General features: G+C 69.4%; 17 protein-coding genes. 8 read left to right on the top strand and 9 right to left on the bottom strand.

Annotation, left to right across the window (positions count from 1 at the left end; translation table 11 throughout):
- Nucleotides 1–29: 29 nt before the first annotated feature.
- Nucleotides 30–1,088, top strand: a complete 1,059-nt coding sequence (locus ABE85_RS00940) for an RNA methyltransferase (protein ID WP_231993195.1) — start codon at nucleotides 30–32, stop codon at nucleotides 1,086–1,088.
- A 3-nt stretch (nucleotides 1,089–1,091) separates the two neighbouring features.
- Here the strand turns inward: ABE85_RS00940 and ABE85_RS00935 are convergent, their stop codons facing one another.
- Both ABE85_RS00935 and ABE85_RS27245 read right to left on the bottom strand, forming a co-directional pair.
- Complete coding sequence (locus ABE85_RS00935) at nucleotides 1,092–2,897, bottom strand: filamentous hemagglutinin N-terminal domain-containing protein (protein ID WP_067269263.1); 1,806 nt, start codon at nucleotides 2,895–2,897, stop codon at nucleotides 1,092–1,094.
- A gap of 32 nt (nucleotides 2,898–2,929) precedes the next feature.
- Nucleotides 2,930–4,477, bottom strand: coding sequence for a ShlB/FhaC/HecB family hemolysin secretion/activation protein (locus ABE85_RS27245; RefSeq protein WP_157521822.1), 1,548 nt, complete (start codon nucleotides 4,475–4,477; stop codon nucleotides 2,930–2,932).
- A 265-nt stretch (nucleotides 4,478–4,742) separates the two neighbouring features.
- Between ABE85_RS27245 and mfd the strand changes: the two genes are divergently transcribed.
- From mfd to ABE85_RS00905, 5 genes are all read left to right on the top strand, one after another.
- Nucleotides 4,743–8,210, top strand: coding sequence for a transcription-repair coupling factor (gene mfd, locus ABE85_RS00925; RefSeq protein WP_067269259.1), 3,468 nt, complete (start codon nucleotides 4,743–4,745; stop codon nucleotides 8,208–8,210).
- Nucleotides 8,211–8,393: 183 nt separating this feature from the next.
- A complete protein-coding gene (locus ABE85_RS27845; RefSeq protein ID WP_197507164.1) occupies nucleotides 8,394–8,813 on the top strand; it encodes a hypothetical protein in 420 nt (139 codons plus the stop codon).
- Nucleotides 8,800–9,381: a PIN domain-containing protein gene (locus ABE85_RS00915; protein ID WP_067269255.1), complete on the top strand. Its 582-nt coding sequence runs from the start codon at nucleotides 8,800–8,802 to the stop codon at nucleotides 9,379–9,381. The genes ABE85_RS27845 and ABE85_RS00915 overlap by 14 nt, the downstream gene beginning before the upstream one ends.
- A gap of 117 nt (nucleotides 9,382–9,498) precedes the next feature.
- Nucleotides 9,499–10,221, top strand: a complete 723-nt coding sequence (gene serB, locus ABE85_RS00910; RefSeq protein ID WP_067269253.1) for a phosphoserine phosphatase SerB — start codon at nucleotides 9,499–9,501, stop codon at nucleotides 10,219–10,221.
- Between the two features lie 55 nt (nucleotides 10,222–10,276).
- The gene (locus ABE85_RS00905; protein WP_082938192.1) at nucleotides 10,277–12,178 is read left to right on the top strand and encodes a bifunctional diguanylate cyclase/phosphodiesterase; all 1,902 of its coding nucleotides are present in this window, start codon (nucleotides 10,277–10,279) and stop codon (nucleotides 12,176–12,178) included.
- Here ABE85_RS00905 and rraA read toward each other — a convergent pair.
- From rraA to ABE85_RS00875, 7 genes are all read right to left on the bottom strand, one after another.
- Nucleotides 12,121–12,657, bottom strand: coding sequence for a ribonuclease E activity regulator RraA (gene rraA, locus ABE85_RS00900; protein WP_067269251.1), 537 nt, complete (start codon nucleotides 12,655–12,657; stop codon nucleotides 12,121–12,123). The two genes, ABE85_RS00905 and rraA, sit on opposite strands and share 58 nt — an antisense overlap.
- Before the next feature lie 4 nt (nucleotides 12,658–12,661).
- Nucleotides 12,662–12,892: an RNA-binding S4 domain-containing protein gene (locus ABE85_RS00895; RefSeq protein WP_067269249.1), complete on the bottom strand. Its 231-nt coding sequence runs from the start codon at nucleotides 12,890–12,892 to the stop codon at nucleotides 12,662–12,664.
- Between the two features lie 127 nt (nucleotides 12,893–13,019).
- Entirely contained in the window at nucleotides 13,020–14,738 is a 1,719-nt protein-coding gene (locus tag ABE85_RS00890) for a thiamine pyrophosphate-binding protein (protein WP_067269247.1), read from the bottom strand.
- A gap of 118 nt (nucleotides 14,739–14,856) precedes the next feature.
- Nucleotides 14,857–15,420 carry a hypothetical protein gene (locus tag ABE85_RS00885; RefSeq protein ID WP_157521818.1) on the bottom strand — a complete coding sequence of 188 codons (564 nt, stop codon included), beginning with the start codon at nucleotides 15,418–15,420 and terminating at the stop codon, nucleotides 14,857–14,859.
- Nucleotides 15,339–15,650: a hypothetical protein gene (locus ABE85_RS27840; RefSeq protein WP_067269239.1), complete on the bottom strand. Its 312-nt coding sequence runs from the start codon at nucleotides 15,648–15,650 to the stop codon at nucleotides 15,339–15,341. Before ABE85_RS27840 ends, ABE85_RS00885 begins: the two co-directional genes overlap by 82 nt.
- Nucleotides 15,533–15,811, bottom strand: coding sequence for a type II toxin-antitoxin system antitoxin SocA domain-containing protein (locus ABE85_RS28830; protein WP_082938191.1), 279 nt, complete (start codon nucleotides 15,809–15,811; stop codon nucleotides 15,533–15,535). Before ABE85_RS28830 ends, ABE85_RS27840 begins: the two co-directional genes overlap by 118 nt.
- A gap of 184 nt (nucleotides 15,812–15,995) precedes the next feature.
- Nucleotides 15,996–17,270 carry an MFS transporter gene (locus ABE85_RS00875; RefSeq protein WP_082938190.1) on the bottom strand — a complete coding sequence of 425 codons (1,275 nt, stop codon included), beginning with the start codon at nucleotides 17,268–17,270 and terminating at the stop codon, nucleotides 15,996–15,998.
- 69 nt (nucleotides 17,271–17,339) lie between these two features.
- Between ABE85_RS00875 and ABE85_RS00870 the strand changes: the two genes are divergently transcribed.
- Nucleotides 17,340–18,221: a helix-turn-helix domain-containing protein gene (locus ABE85_RS00870; RefSeq protein ID WP_231993194.1), complete on the top strand. Its 882-nt coding sequence runs from the start codon at nucleotides 17,340–17,342 to the stop codon at nucleotides 18,219–18,221.
- A 12-nt stretch (nucleotides 18,222–18,233) separates the two neighbouring features.
- A complete protein-coding gene (nadA, locus tag ABE85_RS00865; RefSeq protein WP_067269234.1) occupies nucleotides 18,234–19,346 on the top strand; it encodes a quinolinate synthase NadA in 1,113 nt (370 codons plus the stop codon).
- The last annotated feature ends 202 nt before the right edge of the window (nucleotides 19,347–19,548 follow it).

The raw sequence follows: 19,548 nt of genomic DNA, 5'->3' as shown, positions 1-19,548 counted from the left end.
ATCTTCCCCTCCTCCCGGTGCTTCATTCCGTGTTCGCCATCGCCGACATCCACCGCCGCCTGACCGCGCTCGGCGCCAACGAGGCGCACGTGGGCCGCGTGCTGCGCCACTGGGTCCAGGCCCGGCCGCTGACCGAGGGCCGGCGCAAGCTGGAGCACTACCTGCCGCAGGCCGTGCGCGAGGCGCTGCCGGCGCTGATGGACGAGTTGCACGGCCTGGCGACCCTGGTCGAGCGCCATCCGGGCGAGGACGGGTCCGCGCGTCTGCTGGTGCGACTGGTGGACGGTCAGACGGTCGAGAGCGTGCTGCTGCCGCGCGACGGCCTGTGCGTGTCCAGCCAGGTCGGCTGCGCCGTGGGCTGCCGCTTCTGCATGACCGGCAAGGACGGGCTGCTGCGTCAGGTCACGAGCGCCGAGATCGTCGCGCAGGTGGCCTTGGCGCGGCGCGAGCGGCCGGTGAAGAAGGTCGTGTTCATGGGCATGGGCGAGCCGTCGCACAACCTGGAGGCTGTGATGGAAGCGATCGAGCTGCTCGGGCTCGAAGGCAACCTCGGCCACAAGCACCTGGTGTTCTCGACGGTCGGCGACCTGCGCGCGTTCGAGCGCCTCGCCGCCGGCCCGGTGAAGCCGGCGCTGGCCCTGTCGCTGCACACGACCAAGCCCGAACTGCGCCGCGAGCTGCTGCCACGCGCACCGCGGCTCACGCCGCGCGAACTGGTCGACGCCGGCGAGCGCTATGCCCGCGAGACCGGTTATCCGATCCAGTACCAGTGGACGCTGATCGAGGGCGTCAACGACGGCGAGGACGAGCTCGACGGCATCGTCGAGCTGCTCAAGGGCAAGTACGGCGTGCTGAACATGATCCCGTACAACAGCGTTCCCGAGCTGCCCTACGTGCGGCCGGACTGGGACAAGGCGCGCGACATCGCCCGCCGCCTGCATCAGCGCGGCGTGCTGACGAAGCTGCGGGACTCCGCCGGGCAGGACGTGGACGGCGGCTGCGGGCAGTTGCGGGCGCGCAGCCTGGACGCCACGCCGACGTCGATGCGCGAGGCGCGCCGGTCGATTCCCATCGCACCGGCGGGCTGAACGTCAGCGGCGGGGCGCCGGGATGCTCGCCTCCGCGGGGAGCCGGATGCCTCCGAACACCCCTGGCGCCGCAGGGACGGGCGTCGGGATCGCCGCGCGCTCACAGGTCGCCGCCATCGGAACGCCTCGCCGCTCTTCGCAGCCGATGGCGCGACGGACGGCCAGGGGCATGCGTGCGGTGTCGCTGCGCGTCTCCGCGACAGGCGGTGACTTTGCCTCGACCGGCATCGCCGGATCGACCCGCCTGTCCGCTTTGATCGGAATCTCCAGGCTCGCAGGCGTTTCCGGGCGGGCCGGCAATGCCGTAGGAGGCGGCGGCGATGCCATCACTTGCGCCTCAGCGCCGGTCTGCGCTTCCGGAACGTCCGGCGATGTGGAACCGCTGGACGTCGAGGAAATCGGCGGAACGATGGGCGGTGTGGGCTCGATCTCCACGTCGACATCGGTCGCAGGAGGATCGATGCCAACCCCCACCGATCCCTCGGGGACGGCGATCGGCAGCGCCCCGCGGATCGAGGCTTCTCCGTGGGCCCGCAGGGGGATTGCCGTGGTCGCATCCCCATTGAAACCAGTCAGTCGCAAGACGCCGTTGATGACCTTGTTCTTGCCCGGCAGCGGATCGGCGAACTCATAGGTATTCGAGTGCGCCCGCAGATTACTGCCTTCGTTCAGCGCGTAGAACGCTCCGGAGTAGTGGACTCGGGGATCCGCATGGCGACTCCCGTCGAAGTCCTTCTCGAAGGGTTCAAAGTACGCAAAGCCGGGAATGTCGATCATTAGCTCCGGTGCATGGACCCTCGACAGACGAACGACGACGTCGGTCGGCTCGTTCAACGGCAAAGCGACGAAGCTCACCTTGCCATCGCCGGTCCTGATCTCCGTCCCTTCCGCCATCACGATGCGACCCGGTCCGACCTTCATCGCGACGTCGCCCGCGCCGACCAGGATGTCGCTGTTGATCTCGATGTCGCCGCCCGTCGCCTCCAGCGAGAGGCCGGCTGTCGCGGCGCCGTCGGCCTCAACCGTCCCATCGACCGTCATCGACCGGTCGGATGTCAGCTGAACCTGCGCGCCCGCGTCGAGCCACGACTGGATCTTCCGCGACGACAGCCGGTTGTGGCCCGCGCCGTCGGAGACGGCGAGCGAAGCCGCCGACCGGATCTGGATCGACCGGCCGGCTCGCACGCCGCGGGAGATCTCGACGGAGGTTCCGCTCTCGACGATCAACGCGCCGCTCCTGGACACGTCCACGCGTCCATCCAGCTGCACACGGTCCGCGGCGAATGTGGCGACGCCGCCTTCCCTGACCACGATGCTGCCGACGTTCGCCACTTGGGAGTCTCCGGCCAGCGTCGACAGCCCGGGCGCCAGGGCATCCCGCATCTGTTCATCCGACAGGCGCATGCCCGCCGCCACCAGACCGCCCACATCGACCGCTGCCGTCGACCCGAACATGACGCCGTTCGGATTGATGAGGAACACCCGGCCCTTCGCGGTGAGCGCCCCGTCGATCCAGCTCTGCGTCGACCCCGTCACGCGGTTCACGAGGAACGCGTCGACGGTCGGCTGCTCGATCCTCACCGCATGGTCCCTGCCGATGTCGAAGCTCTGCCAATCGAGCTTCGCCGCCGCCGACGTCTGCGTGATCGTCATCGCCTGCCCGGTCACCTGGACGTCCACCTCGCCCTGCCGGACCGTGTGTCCCTGCGGCAACTGCGAGCGTGCTTCGCCCGCCAGCATCAGCAGGCCCGCGGCCGCCATCGCCGCGGTCAGGCTGCGCCTGCGCGTCGTCATCCTTGCATCGATCATCGTTGTCTCCACGCCGTCGCCCTCGGTGCGCCTCACAGCGCGTAGTTCACGTTCACCCAGACCTGCGGCGCACTGGCCTCCGGGTCCGTCAGCGACCGCCGTTGCAACGCCGTGCCGAGGCGCCATCCCACCGTGCCGTCCGCGCTCCACGGTCCGTGTCGCCAGCGCAGCCCCAGACCCGCGCCGGCCAGCACGCGTCCGTGCGGCATGGCGCCCGCGCGGCTGCCCCAGCGATCGGCCGCATCCCACGGCGTGTGGTTGAACTTCACCCGCCCGGCATCGACGAATGCGAAGGGTTCCGTGGCCTGCCATCGGTACCGCAGCTCCATCTGCGCCAGCACGCCGTGATCGCCGGAGGTTTCCCCCATCGGCCACGCCCGCACGCTGCGCGCGCCGCCCAGCGAAAACTTCTTCGAGGCGTCCAGGTTGCTGTCCGCGATCTGCCCGCTGCCGCGCAGCAGCAATCCCCAGGCGCGCCACTGCCGGAGCAGCGCCGCATCGACCGACAGCACCAGATATTCCCCCGCCGATCGCGCACCCGCCGCATCGAGCGCCGCCGCGGAAGCGTCACGCAGGCGCACGTCGCCGACCTCCGCCGACACGCCGCCCCAGGCCACGCTGCCCGCGGACGGCACGATGACCGCCTGCAGGCCCGTCGTGACCGCCAGCGCGCGACGCGGATCCGCGAGCGCCACCGCCCTGTGTTCGTTGACCATGCGACGATCCTCCACGCCGATCTGCCAGCTCAGGCGACGCGGTCCTGCCGTCGTCAGCGGGACGACGGCCGTCGTCCCCATCGCATCGACCTGCCCCTGCGCGCCGAGCCGGGCGAACTCGCCGCCCAGCTCGTAGTGATGCCGGCTGGCCGTCACCGACACCCGCGCGCCGCGCCTGCCCAGCGGGACCTGGTAGGCCGCAACGCCATCCCAGCCTTTGCCGCTGTTCGCACCGGCGCTGGCGGTCAGCCGATCCCCGAAGACGATCAGTCCGTTCACATGCCCCGCCACGCTGGCGCGCTCGCGCCCGGCGTACCGGTTGCCATGGTTGTCGACGCGCAGGTCCAGGCTCCATCGGCGCGTCTGTTCGACGACCAGCGCGACGTCGCCCTCGCCCACCTCGCGGCCCGGTGACAGACCGGCGCTGATCGACACGCCCGGCAGGCGCGACAAGGCCTGCACCTGCTGCTCGAGTTCGTCGCCGATGGGACGCCCGGGACGCAGCTCGTCGAACCACGCCGCCGCCTCGCCGGCGGCACCGCCGCGGAGGTCGACGCGGCCGTAGGTGCCCTCGACCACGCGGATACGCGGCGTCGTCCGCCCCGTGAGGGGATCCGGCGTCGAGGGCGCGAGGTAGGCCCGCGCGAACGGCCGACCGGCTGCGCGCACGCGAGCCTGCACCGCGTGCGCCAGGGCACGGAGATCGGCTTCGGACCCGCGCGCCGACGCCGTCGGCACGAGTTCGCGGGCCAGCGCCTCGGCGTCTAGCACCGTGAGGCCGTCGATGCGCAGGCGCGCCGCCGTGCCGCCTTCGGCCATGGCATCCCCCGCCAAGGCCAACATCAAGCTGAGAAGTGATTTCATGCACCGGCATTCTTGAGACCGGTCCCCGTCCCGCCAATGACCGCGATCCGCCAGCGGCGCCAGTGCACTCCCTCCCTCTCGCCCCAACGATCCTGGAATGCATCAGGAACCACCCGCCGGGTACGCCGACTGCTCCTGCAAGCACCACGAGGCGGGCACCAAGGCTTGCCTGAAGGTGCGCTTGTCGCTCCTGTCACGCCGTGTCGCGGCGGGCTCCCTACAATTCCCCCGAGCCCCTTCCCGGGGCTGTTCTCATTTGTGCGCCATGCAGCTGTCCACGATCTCCCCCGGCAAACGCTTCACCCTGCCCCGTCCCACCGGCTCCGCCGACGCGCTGCTGCTCGCCCGCTTCGCGCGGCAGCAGCAGGCCGCCGGCCGGCTGACGCTCATCGTCACCGCCGAGCCCGGCGACACGCAGCGCCTGGAGGACGAACTCAAGTTCTTCGCGCCCGAACTGCGCGTCGCCGTCTTCCCCGACTGGGAGACCTTGCCGTATGACAGCTTCAGCCCGCACCAGGACCTGATCTCCGAACGGCTGGCCACGCTGTGGCGGTTGCTGCAGGCGAACGGGAAGCCGGTGGCGGAGCGCGACCTCGACGTCGTGCTGCTGCCCGCGACCACCGCGCTGACCCGGCTGGCGCCGCCGTCCTTCCTCGCCGCGACCACCTTCAACTTCCGCCAGAAGCAGCGCCTGGACGAGGCCGGCCTCAAGCGCCAGCTCACGCTGGGCGGCTACCAGCACGTCAGCCAGGTCGTCTCGCCCGGCGAGTACGCGGTGCGCGGCGGGCTGATCGACCTCTACCCGATGGGCTCGCTGGTGCCCTACCGCGTGGACCTCTTCGGCGACGAGGTGGATTCCATCCGCGTGTTCGATCCGGACTCGCAGCGCTCGCTCTACCCGGTGCCGGAAGTGCGCCTGCTGCCCGGGCGCGAGTTCCCCATGGACGAGGCGTCGCGCAAGGCCTTCCGCGCCCGCTGGCGCGAGAAGATGGACGGCGATCCGACCAAGTCGCGCATCTACAAGGACATCGACACGGGCCTGGCCACGGGCGGCATCGAGTACTACCTGCCGCTGTTCTTCGACGAGGTCGCCAGCGTGTTCGACTACGTGCCCGCCGAGGCCGGACTCGTGCTGCACGGCGAGGTCGACGAGGCGCTGCAGCGCTACTGGACCGACACCCGCGAGCGCCACCGCTTCCTGCAGCACGACCCGGACCGGCCGATCCTGGCGCCCGAGGAGATCTTCCTGCGGCCCGAGGAGTTCTTCACCGCGACGCACCGCCACGCGGTGCTGGCCGTGCGCGGCCAGGAGCCCGTCGACTACGCGCGCCCGCTGCCCGACGTGAGCGTCGAGCGCGGCGCGCAGGAACCGCTGGCGCGTCTGGCCGCGCACCTGAAGTCCACGAGCTTCCGCGTGCTGCTGCTGGCCGAGAGCGAAGGCCGCCGCGAGAGCCTGCTCGAACTGCTGCGCGACAACAAGATCGATCCGCCGTCGGTGAAGGACCTGGCCGAGTTCGAGGCCAACAAGGACGAGCGCTTCGCCATCACCGCCGCGCCGCTGGCCGCGGGCTTCTTCTGGCATGAACCGGACGAAGGCCGCCAGATCCAGCTCCTCACCGAGACCGAGCTCTTCGCGACCACGCCCACCACGCGCCGCCGGCGCAAGCAGGAGCAGGTCAGCGACGTCAACGCGCTGATCAAGGACCTGTCCGAGCTGAAGGTCGGCGATCCGGTGGTGCACACCAACCACGGCATCGGCCGCTACCTCGGCCTGATCAACATCGACCTGGGCGACGGCCCCAGCGAGTTCCTCCACCTCGAGTACGCCGACAAGGCCACGCTCTACGTGCCGGTCGCGCAGCTGCACCTGATCAGCCGCTACACCGGCGTCAGCGCCGAGGAAGCGCCGCTGCACCGGCTGGGATCGGGCCAGTGGGACAAGGCCAGGCGCAAGGCCGCCGAGCAGGTGCGCGACACCGCCGCCGAGCTGCTCAACCTCTACGCCCGCCGCGCCGCGCGCGAGGGGCATGCCTTCCGCTACTCGCCGCACGACTACGAGGCCTTCGCCGCGAGCTTCGGCTTCGAGGAGACGCCCGACCAGCGCGCCGCGATCCACGCCGTCATCCAGGACATGATCAGCCCCCGGCCGATGGACCGGCTGGTGTGCGGCGACGTCGGTTTCGGCAAGACCGAGGTCGCGCTGCGCGCCGCCTTCGTGGCGGTGATGGGCGGCAAGCAGGTCGCGCTGCTGGCGCCGACGACGCTGCTGGCCGAGCAGCATTACCAGAACATCGTCGACCGCTTCGGCCGCTGGCCGGTGAAGGTCGCCGAGATGAGCCGCTTCCGCTCCGCCAAGGAGATCAAGGCGGCGATGGAGGGCCTGGCCGACGGCTCGATCGACATCGTCATCGGCACGCACAAGCTGCTGTCGCCGGACGTGAAGTTCATGCGCCTGGGGCTGCTCGTCATCGACGAGGAGCACCGCTTCGGCGTGCGCCACAAGGAGGCGATGAAAGCGATGCGCGCCGAGGTCGACGTGCTGACGCTGACCGCCACGCCGATCCCGCGCACGCTGGGCATGGCGCTGGAGGGCCTGCGCGACCTGAGCGTCATCGCCACCGCGCCGCAGCGGCGCCTGGCGATCAAGACCTTCGTGCGCAGCGAGACCAGCGGCACCATCCGCGAGGCCATCCTGCGCGAGCTCAAGCGCGGGGGGCAGGTCTACTTCCTGCACAACGAGGTCGAGACCATCGAGAACCGCCGCATGAAGCTCGAGGAACTGCTGCCAGAGGCGCGCATCGTCGTCGCCCACGGCCAGATGCCCGAGCGCGAGCTGGAGCGCGTGATGCGCGAGTTCGTCGGCGGCAAGCACAACGTGCTGCTGTGCTCGACCATCATCGAGACCGGCATCGACGTGCCCAGCGCCAACACCATCGTCATCAGCCGCGCCGACAAGTTCGGCCTGGCGCAGCTGCACCAGCTGCGCGGCCGCGTCGGCCGCTCGCATCACCAGGCCTATGCCTACCTGATGGTGCCGGACGTCGAGGGCCTGACCAAGCAGGCGGCGCAGCGGCTGGACGCGATCCAGGCGATGGAGGAACTGGGCTCGGGCTTCTACCTCGCGATGCACGACCTGGAGATCCGCGGCGCCGGCGAGGTGCTGGGCGAGCACCAGAGCGGCAACATGATGGAGATCGGTTTCCAGCTCTACAACGAGATGCTGTCCGAGGCCGTGCGCTCGCTCAAGGCCGGCCGCGAGCCGGACCTGCTCAGCCCCTTGTCGGCCACGACCGAGATCAACCTGCACGCCCCCGCGCTGCTGCCCGACGCCTACTGCGGCGACGTGCACCAGCGGCTGTCGCTGTACAAGCGGCTCGCGACGGCGGACCGCGCCGAGCAGATCGACGCGATGCTCGAGGAGATCACCGACCGCTTCGGCAAGCTGCCCGCGCAGGGCCAGACGCTGTTCGACACGCACCGCCTGCGCGTGCTGGCCAAGCCCTACGGCGTGATGAAGATCGACGCGGCGCCCAGCGTCATCAACATCAACTTCCGGCCCAACCCGCCCATCGATCCGATGCGCGTCATCGAGCTCGTGCAGAAGAACCGCAACATCAAGCTGGTGGGCAACGAGAAGCTGCGCATCGACAAGGCGCTCACCGATCCGAAGGACCGCGCGCAGGCCGTGCGCGAGGTGCTGCGGCTGCTCGGCGCGCCGGTGGCGCAGGCCTGATCTAAGGTCTGCTTCGCAGCGATGAAACGGCGGCTCCGGCCGCCGTTTTCAATGGCAATCCGGAGAAGTGACTGGACCTCACTTGAATTGCTGGAAGACGACCGGCACGTCCACCAGTTCGAGTCAATGACCGCGGAGGAACCGCTCCCTAGACTGACGACTTCTCAACTTCTGGGGATGCCGATGCATCAACCCCTGACCTCTTCAACGACGGATCAACCCATCGAATCGATGGCTGCCCGCCTCGCGCGGGAACAGGCGGAAGACGACGCCTGGGAAGCCGCACGCGATGCCGAGATCGCGGGCAAGTACCGGGGGCGCGAGTACGCGAGCACCTGCCTGGCGTGCCAGCATTTGCCGCCGGACGACCGCGTCAATGATCCGGACTCCTTCGTCCGCGCGATCTGCGAGAGCAAACGGTACCAGCGCATCATGGTGCATGCCCGCGAGGGTTGCGAGACTTGCCCCTATCTGCCGGAAAACTACGGCAAGCCCGTGCGGGGTCGAGTGGGTGGCCTCGACGATTGGGGGGACGGCCCTGAAGAGGATCTCATTCGCCGCGCGCGCTACCAAGCCTGGGAGGCGACTCATGCCGCTTGCTGAACCGCTGTACATGCTCGACACCAACATCGTGAGCTGCCTGATGGAGCCGCCGGAGAAGGCGCGCCGCCTTTGCTGCCAGGAGCGCTTCGATGCGCTGCAGGGGCGGATCGCCATCAGCGTGATCGTCCAGGCGGAGATCTTCGCCGGTCTTGAGAAGACCCCTTCTCCGCGCAAGGAGCGGCAATTGCGTGAACTGATGCGTGGCATCCAGGTCGAGTATCTGAGGCCGGATCTGTGGTTCTCTGATCTCTATGCCTGCATCCTGGCGCGACTCGAGCGTTGTGGCGAACCGCTCCAGCAGTTCGACGTCGCCATCGCCGCGCACGCCATGGCGCTGGGCGCGACCTTGATCAGCAACGATCGGGGCTTCGAGCGCGTGGAAGGGCTCAAGCTCGAGAACTGGCTGGCGCCGGAAGACGCTGGCAAGCGCCCGACGCCCGGAGTCGCGGAGCCGGCCGCAACATACGCATCGCGCTGGGGCGCGACGCGCTCAGCCCCGGCTCAGGCATCAGCGGTGTGGATGTCTCGTTCAACGGCCGCCGGTTACGCCTCATCTCATGTGCGCTGAGGCGTGCCTCGGCGAGTGCGCTAAGCTCCCGCCCGTCCCCGTCGACCGATCAGGATGATCATCGGCGGGGATCTTCCGCATTCAAGCCGCTGACCGCCCCCGCCCGCCCCCGCCCGCATGACCTCCTCGTCGATCTCCCCGGCCCCGCTCTCCCCGCTCGTCCTGCAAGGCTTCACGCCGCCGCTGGCGCTGAGCGACTTCAAGCTCGCCGCCTTCGACATGGACTCGACGCTGATCGCTATCGAGTGCATCGACGAGATCGCCGCCGCCGCGGGCCGCAAGGCCGAGGTCGCCGCGATCACCGAGGCCGCCATGCGCGGCGAGATCACCGACTTCAAGGACAGCCTTCGCCGCAGACTCGCGCTGCTGAAGGGCGTCGGCGAGGACGCGCTGGCGCAGGTGCTGCGCGAACGGCTCCGCTTCAATCCCGGCGCGCGCGAACTCTGCGCCGCGCTGAAGGCCGCCGGCCTGAAGCTGGTGCTGGTCTCCGGCGGCTTCACCTACTTCACCCGTTTCGTCGCCGCCGAGCTCGGCATGGACTTCGTCCGCAGCAACGAGCTGGAGATCGTCGACGGCCGCCTGACCGGCGGCCTCGTGATGCAGGACTGGGGCGACATCTGCGACGGCGAGGAGAAGCGCCGCATGATGCTGGCCTGCGCCGGACAGATCGGTGCCACGCCCGCGCAGTGCATCGCCGTCGGCGACGGCGCGAACGACCTGCCGATGATGGGCGCCGCCGGGCTGTCCGTCGCGTATCACGCCAAACCCAAGGTCCGGGAACAGGCGATGGTCGCCGTCAATGACGGCGGGCTCGATCGATTGCTCGACGTGTTGCGCTGAAGTGATTGCCGGCAGGCGTCGGGCCTGCGATGCTCCCGGTACACAGGGAGCAGCGATGCCAGCACAGCACGCCAAAGAGCAGCACGCGACACGAACGGACGAACAGGCCGACATCGATCACCTGCAGCGCGACGTGCTGGAAGCCGTTGCGCTCGGCCGCCCGCTGGCGGCGGTGATGGACCTGCTGTGCCGGGCCGTCGAGACACTGGCGCCGGAGGTGATCTGCTCCGTGCTGACCGTGGACGAGGACGGCCGCGTGCACCCGCTGGCCGCGCCCAGCCTGCCGGCCTCATTCAGCGGCGCGCTGGAGGGCTTCCAGATCGGTCCGGCGGCCGGCTCCTGCGGCACCGCCGCCTGGCGCCGCCAGCCGGTCGAGGTGACCGACATCGCCACCGATCCGCTGTGGGCCGACTTCCGCGACCTGGCGCTGCCCCACGGCCTGCAGGCCTGCTGGTCGACGCCCATCCTGCTGGCCAGCGAGCAGGTCGTCGCGACCTTCGCGCTCTACTACCGCGAACCGCGCGCCGCCGCGCCCTTCCACCGCCGCATGGTGCAGGCCTGCACGCAGCTGTGCCAGATCGCGTTCATGCACGACCGCCACCAGCGCGAGATCGAGCGCCTGGCCTACTTCGACGGCGTCACCGGCCTGCCCAACCGCACCCTGCTGGCCGACCGCGCGCGGCAGACGCTGATGCAGGCCTCGCGCACGGAGACACCGGCCGCGCTGCTGCTGCTCGACATCGACCGCTTCAAGACCGTCAATGATTCGCTCGGCCATGCGGTCGGCGACCAGGTGCTCAAGCACATCTCCGCGCGGCTGCTGGGCACGCTGCGCGACAGCGACACGCTGGCCCGCCTGGGCGGCGACGAGTTCGTCGCGCTGCTGCCGGGCTGCTCCGCCGAAGACGCGATGCACGTGGCCGGCAAGCTGCGCGCGGTGCTGGAGGCACCCATCCCGCTGGCCGGCAGCCACGCGCGGGTGCAGATGACGGCCAGCATCGGCGTCTGCGCCTATCCGCGGGACGGTCTCGACCTCGACCAGTTGCTGAAGAACGCCGACATCGCGATGTACGAGGCCAAACGCGCCGGCCGCGACTGCGCGCGCTTCTTCCTGCACGCGATGAACCAGGCGCTGGACGAGCGGCTCGACATCGAGGCCGCGCTGCGTCATGCGCTGTCGAATCAACTGCTGCAGCTGCACTTCCAGCCCAAGGTCCGCCTGACCGACCGCGCGCTGGTGGGTGTCGAGGCACTGCTTCGCTGGCACGACGCCGAACGCGGCTGGGTGCCGCCGGACCGCTTCATCCCGGTGGCCGAGGAAAGCGGCCTGATCAACGCGCTGGACGCCTGGGTGCTGGCGCAATCCTGCGCGCAACTGGCGCGCTGGCGGGCCGAAGGCATCGCCGTGCCGGGCGTGTCGGTCAACGTCTCGCCGCAGCGCTTCCATCAGGACGACGTCGCCGCCCATGCCCGGGCGCTGCTCGCCAGGCATGGGCTGGCGGCGAGCGACCTGACGCTGGAGGTCACCGAACGCCTGATGCTCGACGACACCAGCCGCCCCCGCGAGCAGCTCCAGCAGTTGCACGAGATGGGCGTCGGCGTGTCCGTCGACGACTTCGGCACCGGTTATTCAAGCCTGAGCTATCTGAAGCGGCTGCCCGTGACCGAGCTCAAGCTGGACAAGAGCTTCGTGCGCGACCTGGAGCAGGACGCCGACGACCGGGCCTTGTCGAGCGCGGTGATCGGCATCGGGCGCTCGCTGGGACTGACGGTGGTCGCCGAAGGCGTCGAGACCGAAGGGCAGCGCGACATCCTCGTGAAGATGGGCTGCGATTCGGCCCAGGGCTGGCTGTTCGGGCGACCGATGGCGGCGGAGGCCCTCGCCGGCTGGATCGCTGCTCAGGCGACCGCGTGCACGGGCTTGGGCGTGACGACCACGCCGTCCTCGTCGGCGTAGAGCCAATCGCCCGGGCGGATCCAGACGCCGTCGATCTGGACCGGCACGTCCGCGAGGCCCTGCTCGCGCCGTTCCGTCGGCATCGGCACATGGCCGAGCGCGAAGAGGCCGACAGCCGCCGCGCGCAGTTCTTCGAGATCGCGCACGGCCCCGTGGACCAGCACGCCGGCCCAGCCGTTCTTCGCCGCGCTGACGGCGAGGTTGCCGCCCAGCAGCGAGCGGCGCAGCGAGCCGCCGCCGTCGACGACCAGCACGCGTCCGGCGCCGAAGCTCTCCACCGCGGCCTTGACCTGCGAGTTGTCGTCCAGGCACCGCACCGTCGCCACCGGCCCGGCGAAGCGCGGATGGCCGCCATAGCTGCGATACCGGCTCCCCGGCAGCCAGCGCGTGTCGCCGCTGGTGTCGGCCTTCAGCGAATCGCAGAGATCGCAGGTCGAGAAGCGGATCGCGGCGCGCGTCGCAGCGCTGGGACTGGTCATCGGGTCACTCCTCCGGGTTGTTCAGGATCTCGATGCGTTCGCCGTTGAACTCGACCACCTGGCCGGCGCGGATCTTGGCGGTCTTGCGCAGATCGACCTGGCCGTCGACGCGGACCTGGCCCTCGGAGATGAAGTGCCGGGCCTCGCCGCCGCTGCTGGCCAGCGAGGTGGCCTTGAGCAGCTTGTCGAGTTCGATGTACTCGCCGCGCAGGGCGAAGGGAATTGCTTCAGACATAGCCCCATTGTCCGTCAGCCGCCGCGACCACGCTTTGGGATGCAGCGCTAGACGCAAACCGGAGCCATAGCAGCGCTATGGCGAGGATTTGCAACGACGCGGGGCGCCCAAAGCGGGGTCGCGGGGGTCATTGGGATTTGCGCTTCAGCGCGGCCTCGCGAATGCTGCTGAGCGTCGCCCGCGAGGTGGAGATCTCCACCGGCAGCTTCAGGTGGATCAGCGTCGGAACCTGCGACGAGAGCGCCTGCCGCAGCGCGGGCTCGACGTCCTCGGTGCGGGCCGCGGTGAAGGCCGACCAGCCGTAGGCGCGCGCCAGGGCGGCGAAGTCCGGGTTGTGCAGATCGCTGCCGCTGACGCGGCCGGGGTACTCGCGTTCCTGATGCATGCGGATCGTGCCGTAGCTGCCGTTGTCGACGACGAGGCAGATCAGCCGTCGGGCGCCGTGCGCCATCGCGGTGGACATCTCCTGGCCGGTCATCAGGAAGTCGCCATCGCCGGCGATGTTGACGACCCAGCGCTCGCGCTGCAGCAGCGCCGCCGCGACCGCAGCCGGGAAGCCGTAGCCCATCGCGCCGCTGGTCGGCGCGAGCTGCGTGCGACCGCCCTGATGCAGTGCCGTGTAGCGATGGAACCGGTGCAGCCAGCCGCTGTAGTTGCCGGCGCCGTTGGTGAAGATGGTCTCCGCCGGCAGCAGCCGGTCCAGCAGGTGCATGACCTCGGCCAGATCCATCGGACCGACCGGCAGCGCCTGCTGGTTGCGCTGGTAGTCGGCATGCGCGTCGCGCGACCACTGCAGCCAGGGCAACTCCTCAAGATCGACGGGAGGACGTAGTTGCTGCAGCGCCAGCGCGGCGCCGCTCATGCTGGCCTGGATCATCTGGTCGGCCGCATAGACGCGGCCCAGCTCCTCGGGCCCCGCATGGATGTGCACCAACTGCTGCGCGGGCCGCGGCGCCTTCAGCAGCGTGTAGCCGCCAGTGGTCATCTCGCCGAGACGCGGCCCGATCGCGATGATCAGATCCGCCTCGCCGATGCGCTTGGCCAGCGCCGGGTTGATGCCGATGCCGACGTCGCCCGCATACAGCGGATCGCGGTTGTCGTAGAGGTCCTGGAAGCGGAACGCGCAGCCGACCGGCAGTTGCCACGCGTGGGCGAAGTCCTGCAGCGCGGCGCAGGCCTCGGCGGTCCAGCCGCCGCCGCCGGCGATCACGAACGGCCGCTGCGCGCCTTCAAGCCGCGCCTGCAGTTCAACGAGGTCCGCCGGTGCGGGCCACGCGACGGCCGGCTTCGCGCGCGGCAGCACCGGCGCGTCGGTGAGCTGCGTCAGCATGTCTTCGGGTAGCACCAGGACGACCGGACCGGGCCGTCCCTGCATGGCGGTGTGGAAGGCGCGCGCGACGTATTCGGGCAGGCGATGCGGGTCGTGCACTTCGCCGACCCATTTCGCCATGCCCAGCGTGCCGGGGCCGAACATCTGGCGGTAGTCGACTTCCTGGAAGGCTTCGCGATCGCGCTGGTCGGAGGCCACCTGCCCGATGAACAGGATCATCGGCGTCGAGTCCTGGAAAGCGGTGTGCAGGCCGATGCTGGCGTTGGTGGCGCCGGGGCCGCGAGTGACGAAGCAGACACCGGGCCGCCCGGTCAGCTTGCCCTGGGCATCGGCCATGAAGGCGGCGCCGCCTTCCTGCCGGCAGCCGATGAAGCGGATGCGTTCGCGGTGTTCATGGAAGCCGTCGAGGACCGCGAGGTAGCTCTCCCCCGGCACGCCGAAGACCTCGGTGATGCCTTGCTCGATCAGGGCCTCGACGAGGACGTGCCCGGCGGGGCGGCTGACGGTGCGGTGCATATCCATGACGGACGACTGTAGCGAGCAGCCCCGCCATTGCAAGCGGGCGGGATGTCCCCTGTTGCGGCGCGGATGCGGGTTGCGCGATCCAGGGGTTCGGGGTCAAGTGTTGCCCGGGCTACTTCCGGGGTTCGAACACGCGTTCCAGCGCGGTGGCGAACTTGTCGGCGACCGTGGTGAAGACGGTGTCCGGCAACGGTTCCCGCTTCGGCGAAGCCATCCTCAGGATGGCGATCAGCAAGACGGTCGGCACGGAGAACAGGGCCAACATCACGCCCGCAATGCCGTGCCAGCCGTTGCCTTGAATCATCGGGCTCGTGCACTCCACGATGCGCGCGAAGGAGTCTGAGATCTCCGCCACCGGTGAGCAGTCGAAGGGCCAGATGGTCATCAACTTCAGGATCACCAACACCCCGACGAGGTACAGGGCACCGGCGACGCTCAGGCCGCCGAAGGTGCTCGCGCGCTTGATCTTGTAATCGAGGATCACCGGGTCGAATCGTGTCAACTCGACCGTCGCAGGCGGTGCGACGGGAGGGATGTCGCAGGGCGGGAGTTCATCGTTCGGCGGCGGAGGCAAATAGGATTGAGGCGCGTCCTTCACTTCAGCATCTCCCTGAAGCAACTGCGAATCGTGTCGTCCGGGATCGTGGCCTGCTTCAGCTTCCTTGCCTTGTCCCAAGGACCGCCCGGTTCGTGACTCATCGTGCACAGCTGCAGGGCGTTCAGGGGACCGTAGCGGTCGACCACCTGATCAAGGATCCGCCAGAACCCGGCATCTCCTGGCGACGGCATCAATTCCGCGTAAGCATTGGTCTGCGGCTGGACGGTCGCGATGTAGTCGCGCAGCTGCTCGTGCCCGGAGCCCTTAGCCGGTGATAGAGCGTGCTGAAGATCGGCCCATGCTCCCACGCTTCCGGCCTCTCCTCGACAGCGGCCCGGTTGTGCAATGCCAATCGCCAGGCGTGCGTAAAGAAGACGAGCTTCTGCAGCTTCAAGTGACTCACATGAAAGCCGCGCTGTTTCGCTCGATAGAGCACGGCATTGGCGACGAGAGCGGGTGAGTAGGGCATGGTTTGCGGACTCCAGAGCGAACGACTCTAGATCCACCGCATGCCGATGCAAACGAAGGTCGCCGCACTGTTGCGCCCGCGACGCGATGCAAGTTTTGGGACCGACCTCGATCGCTAAACCGACCTCGGATGACCACTCATCCCAGTCACCCGACACCTCGCATTGACTTCCCCCTGAGGGGTGTCAGCGCTTTCCCTGCCGCACGAGACTCGCCGCACCGATGCCCAGCAGCAGCGCGAACGACGCGCCGAAGAACACCGCGTTGTTCCAGTGGCGATCCATCAGCGCGCCGAAGATCGGTGCCGCCACCGCGAAGCCGGTGTCCAGGCCCGAGTACACCGTGCCGTACACACGGCCCGTCGCTCCGGGCGGCGCGGCGCGCTTGATCAGCATGTCGCGCGACGGACCCGCCAGGCCGGTGCCGAAGCCCGCCGTGGCCGCCGCGATCAACGCCGCCGTCGCCGGCAGCCAGCCGGTCGCCGTCAGCGCCAGCAGCGCCGCGGCGACGAACATCGCGCCGGCGATGTTGCGCTCCAGGTTCTGCGACTTCGCCACCAGGAAGCCGCCCACGATCATCCCCGCCGCGCCGGCCAGCATGTAGCCCGTCACCACGAAGGCGGTGCTCGCCAGGCTCACGCCGTACATCGCCGACAGCGCCGGCGACGCGAAGCTCTGGATCGCGCTCAGCGCCGAGGTCGTGAAGAAGAAGAACGAGAAGCACAGCCACACCGACGGCAGCTTCAGGAAGGCCATCGGATGCTCGTCGACCGGCGCCTTGGCCGCGCCGGCCTTCTCGTGGCCCCACGAGCCCTGCGTGTCGTCGATCGCATCGCGCTTGAAGACCAGCAGCGCGATCACGAACAGCGCCCAGGCCGCCGTCGCGACGTAACCCAGGCGCCATTGACCGGTCGCCTCGTGCATCGAGATCAGCAGCAGCGGCGCCACGGCCCAGCCCAGGTTGCCGGTGATACCGTGCACCGAGAACGCATGGCCCAGCCGCTGCTGCGACACCCGCTTGTTCAGGATCGTGAAGTCCACCGGGTGGAAGGGCGAGTTGCCCAGCCCGGCCAGCGCCGCGGCCAGCGCCAGCCCCGCGAAGCCCTGCGCCGTGCCCGCCGCCAGCGACGCCAGCACGAAGCAGCTCAGCGCTGCGAACAGCACAGGCCGCGCGCCCGTCTTGTCGACCAGGAAGCCCGACAGCGCCTGCCCCACGCCCGAGATCACGAAGAAGATCGTCACCAGCAGGCCGAGCTCCGAATAGCTCAGCCCGAACTCCCGCATGAAGACCGGGAACAGCGGCGGCAGCAGCATGTGGAAGAAATGCGAGGTGCCGTGCGCCAGGCCGATCAGGCTGATGGTCTGGATGTCTCGTGTCCTGCTCTGTGCGGCGCTCTGTTCGGGGCTCAGCCCCGGAAATCCGGTCGCGGCCGCGCTGGCGGTGGTGGTGGCGGTGTTCATGGACGGAATGGTGACAGGGCCTTCACGTCGGGATTACGATAGCCGGACAAGTTCTGTCGAGTTTCCGCCATGGCCCCTCCGACCCAGCACCAGACGCAGCAACTGACGCAGCAACGGATGGCCCATCCGACGCCCACCCTCACCCGGCGCACCAGCCTGCCGCCGCTCGATCCGCGCCGCTACGCGCCCAGCGCCGAGCGCCCGGTGCGCGCCAAGTCGCGCAGCCTGGACGGGTTCATGGACATCCAGGCCCACCTCCACACCTGGGGTCAGTTCGTGTTCTCGGTGACCGGCGTCGTGCGTGTCAGCACCGACCGCGCCACATTCCTGGTGCCGCCCTCGCGCGGCGTCTGGATCCCCGCGGGTGTCGTCCACGCCGTGACCGCCGTCGAGCGCTGCGAGCTGCGCACGCTGTACCTGCTGGATCCCCCGGACGACGGCGAGGTCTGGACGGAGAACCGCGTCCTCGAGGTCTCGCCGCTGCTGCGCGCACTCGCGGTGGATCTCGCCCGCGACGAGATCGAGCCCGCTGGAACGGCGGCCGGGGCCGTGGCCGACCGCGAGGGCTGGATCGGCAAGCTCATCCTCGACGAGATCCGCCGCGCGCCGCGCCTGCGGCTCGGCGTCGCGCTGCCCACCGACAAGCGCCTGCGCCGCCTCTGCGAGGCCGTGCTGGCCGAGCCGATGCGCCATGCCAGCCTGGACGACTGGGCGGCGGAGGTCGGCGCGAGCGCGCGCACCGTCTCGCGCCTCTTCCGCCAGGAGCTGGGCAGCAGCTACGCGCAATGGCGCCAGCAGGCGCTGCTGGCCGAGGCCTTGCGGTTGGCCGCCCATCGCAAGCCGATGCAGGTCATCGCCGCGGAGCTCGGCTACGCCAGCGCCAGCGCCTTCACCGCGATGGTCACAAGGACGGTCGGCATGCCGCCGAGCCGGTTTTTCGGCCAGACCTAGAATTCCGGTCCTATGGAACAGGTTCTCTACGACTTCGCCCGCCAGGATGCGGACGGCGCCACCTGCACGGCCCATGCGTGGGCCAAGGTACCGGCACCGTTGACGCCCAGCCAGCGCTCGCAACTCAAGGCGCGTGCCGCCGAACTGCTCAAGGCCAAGGGGGCGGTGCTCGTCGCCCATTACTACGTCGACGGCGACCTGCAGGACCTCGCGCAGGAAAGCGGCGGCATCGTCTCCGACTCGCTGGAAATGGCGCGCTTCGGCCGTGATCACGCGGCGCAGACGCTGGTCGTCGCGGGCGTCAAGTTCATGGGCGAAAGCGCCAAGATCCTCAGCCCCGAGAAGCGCGTGCTGATGCCCGACCTGGACGCGACCTGCTCGCTGGACCTGGGTTGCCCGGCCGACGACTTCGCGGCGTTCTGCGATGCGCATCCGGATCGCACCGTCGTCGTCTACGCCAACACCAGCGCCGCAGTGAAGGCGCGCGCGGACTGGATGGTCACCAGCTCCTGCGCGCTGGAGATCGTCAGCGAGCTCAAGGCCCGCGGCGAGAAGATCCTGTGGGCGCCCGACCGTCACCTGGGTCGCTACATCCAGGAGCAGACCGGCGCCGACATGCTGATGTGGAACGGCGCCTGCATCGTCCACGACGAGTTCAAGGGCCTCGAACTGGAACTGCTGCGCGAGCAGCATCCGGACGCGATGATCCTGGTCCACCCGGAGTCGCCGGCCTCGGTGGTGGCGCAGGCGGACGTGGTGGGCTCCACCTCGGCGCTGATCAAGGCCGTGGTCGAAGGCACCGCCCGCGAATACGTCGTCGCCACCGACAACGGCATCCTGCATGCGATGCGCCAGATGGCGCCGGGCAAGGTGCTGATCGAAGCGCCGACGGCGGGCAACAGCGCGACCTGCAAGAGCTGCGCGCACTGCCCGTGGATGGCGATGAACGGCCTGCAGGGGCTGGTCGACTGCCTGGAGCGCGGCACCGGCGAGATCTTCGTCGACGAGGCGATCCGCGTCGAAGCGAAGTCGTGCATCGACCGCATGCTGGACTTCACCGCGAAGCTGAAGGCGAAAAAGGCGGCCGAAGCGGGCGCGATGGTGCCGGGCATCGGCGCGGCCTGACCGTCCTTCCACCGCCGCTGACCCTCTCCCCTGCCCTCTCCCGCAAGCGGGAGAGGGAGTCCGACCGGAGCCCCTCGCGGCGCCTGCGCCTCTTTCTCCCTCTCCCGCTTGCGGGAGAGGGTGGGGGTGAGGGCCAGCGGCCTTGGCAGTACGCCCCGCGTGAACGAGTGTCCGCGGGGCTTTCCATTTGCGTGAGCGTCGG

It is taken from the genome of Mitsuaria sp. 7 (genome assembly GCF_001653795.1).
Lineage (GTDB): Bacteria > Pseudomonadota > Gammaproteobacteria > Burkholderiales > Burkholderiaceae_C > Roseateles.
Note: the sequence above shows the minus strand (reverse complement) of the source record. Positions and strands in the feature narration are given on the sequence as shown.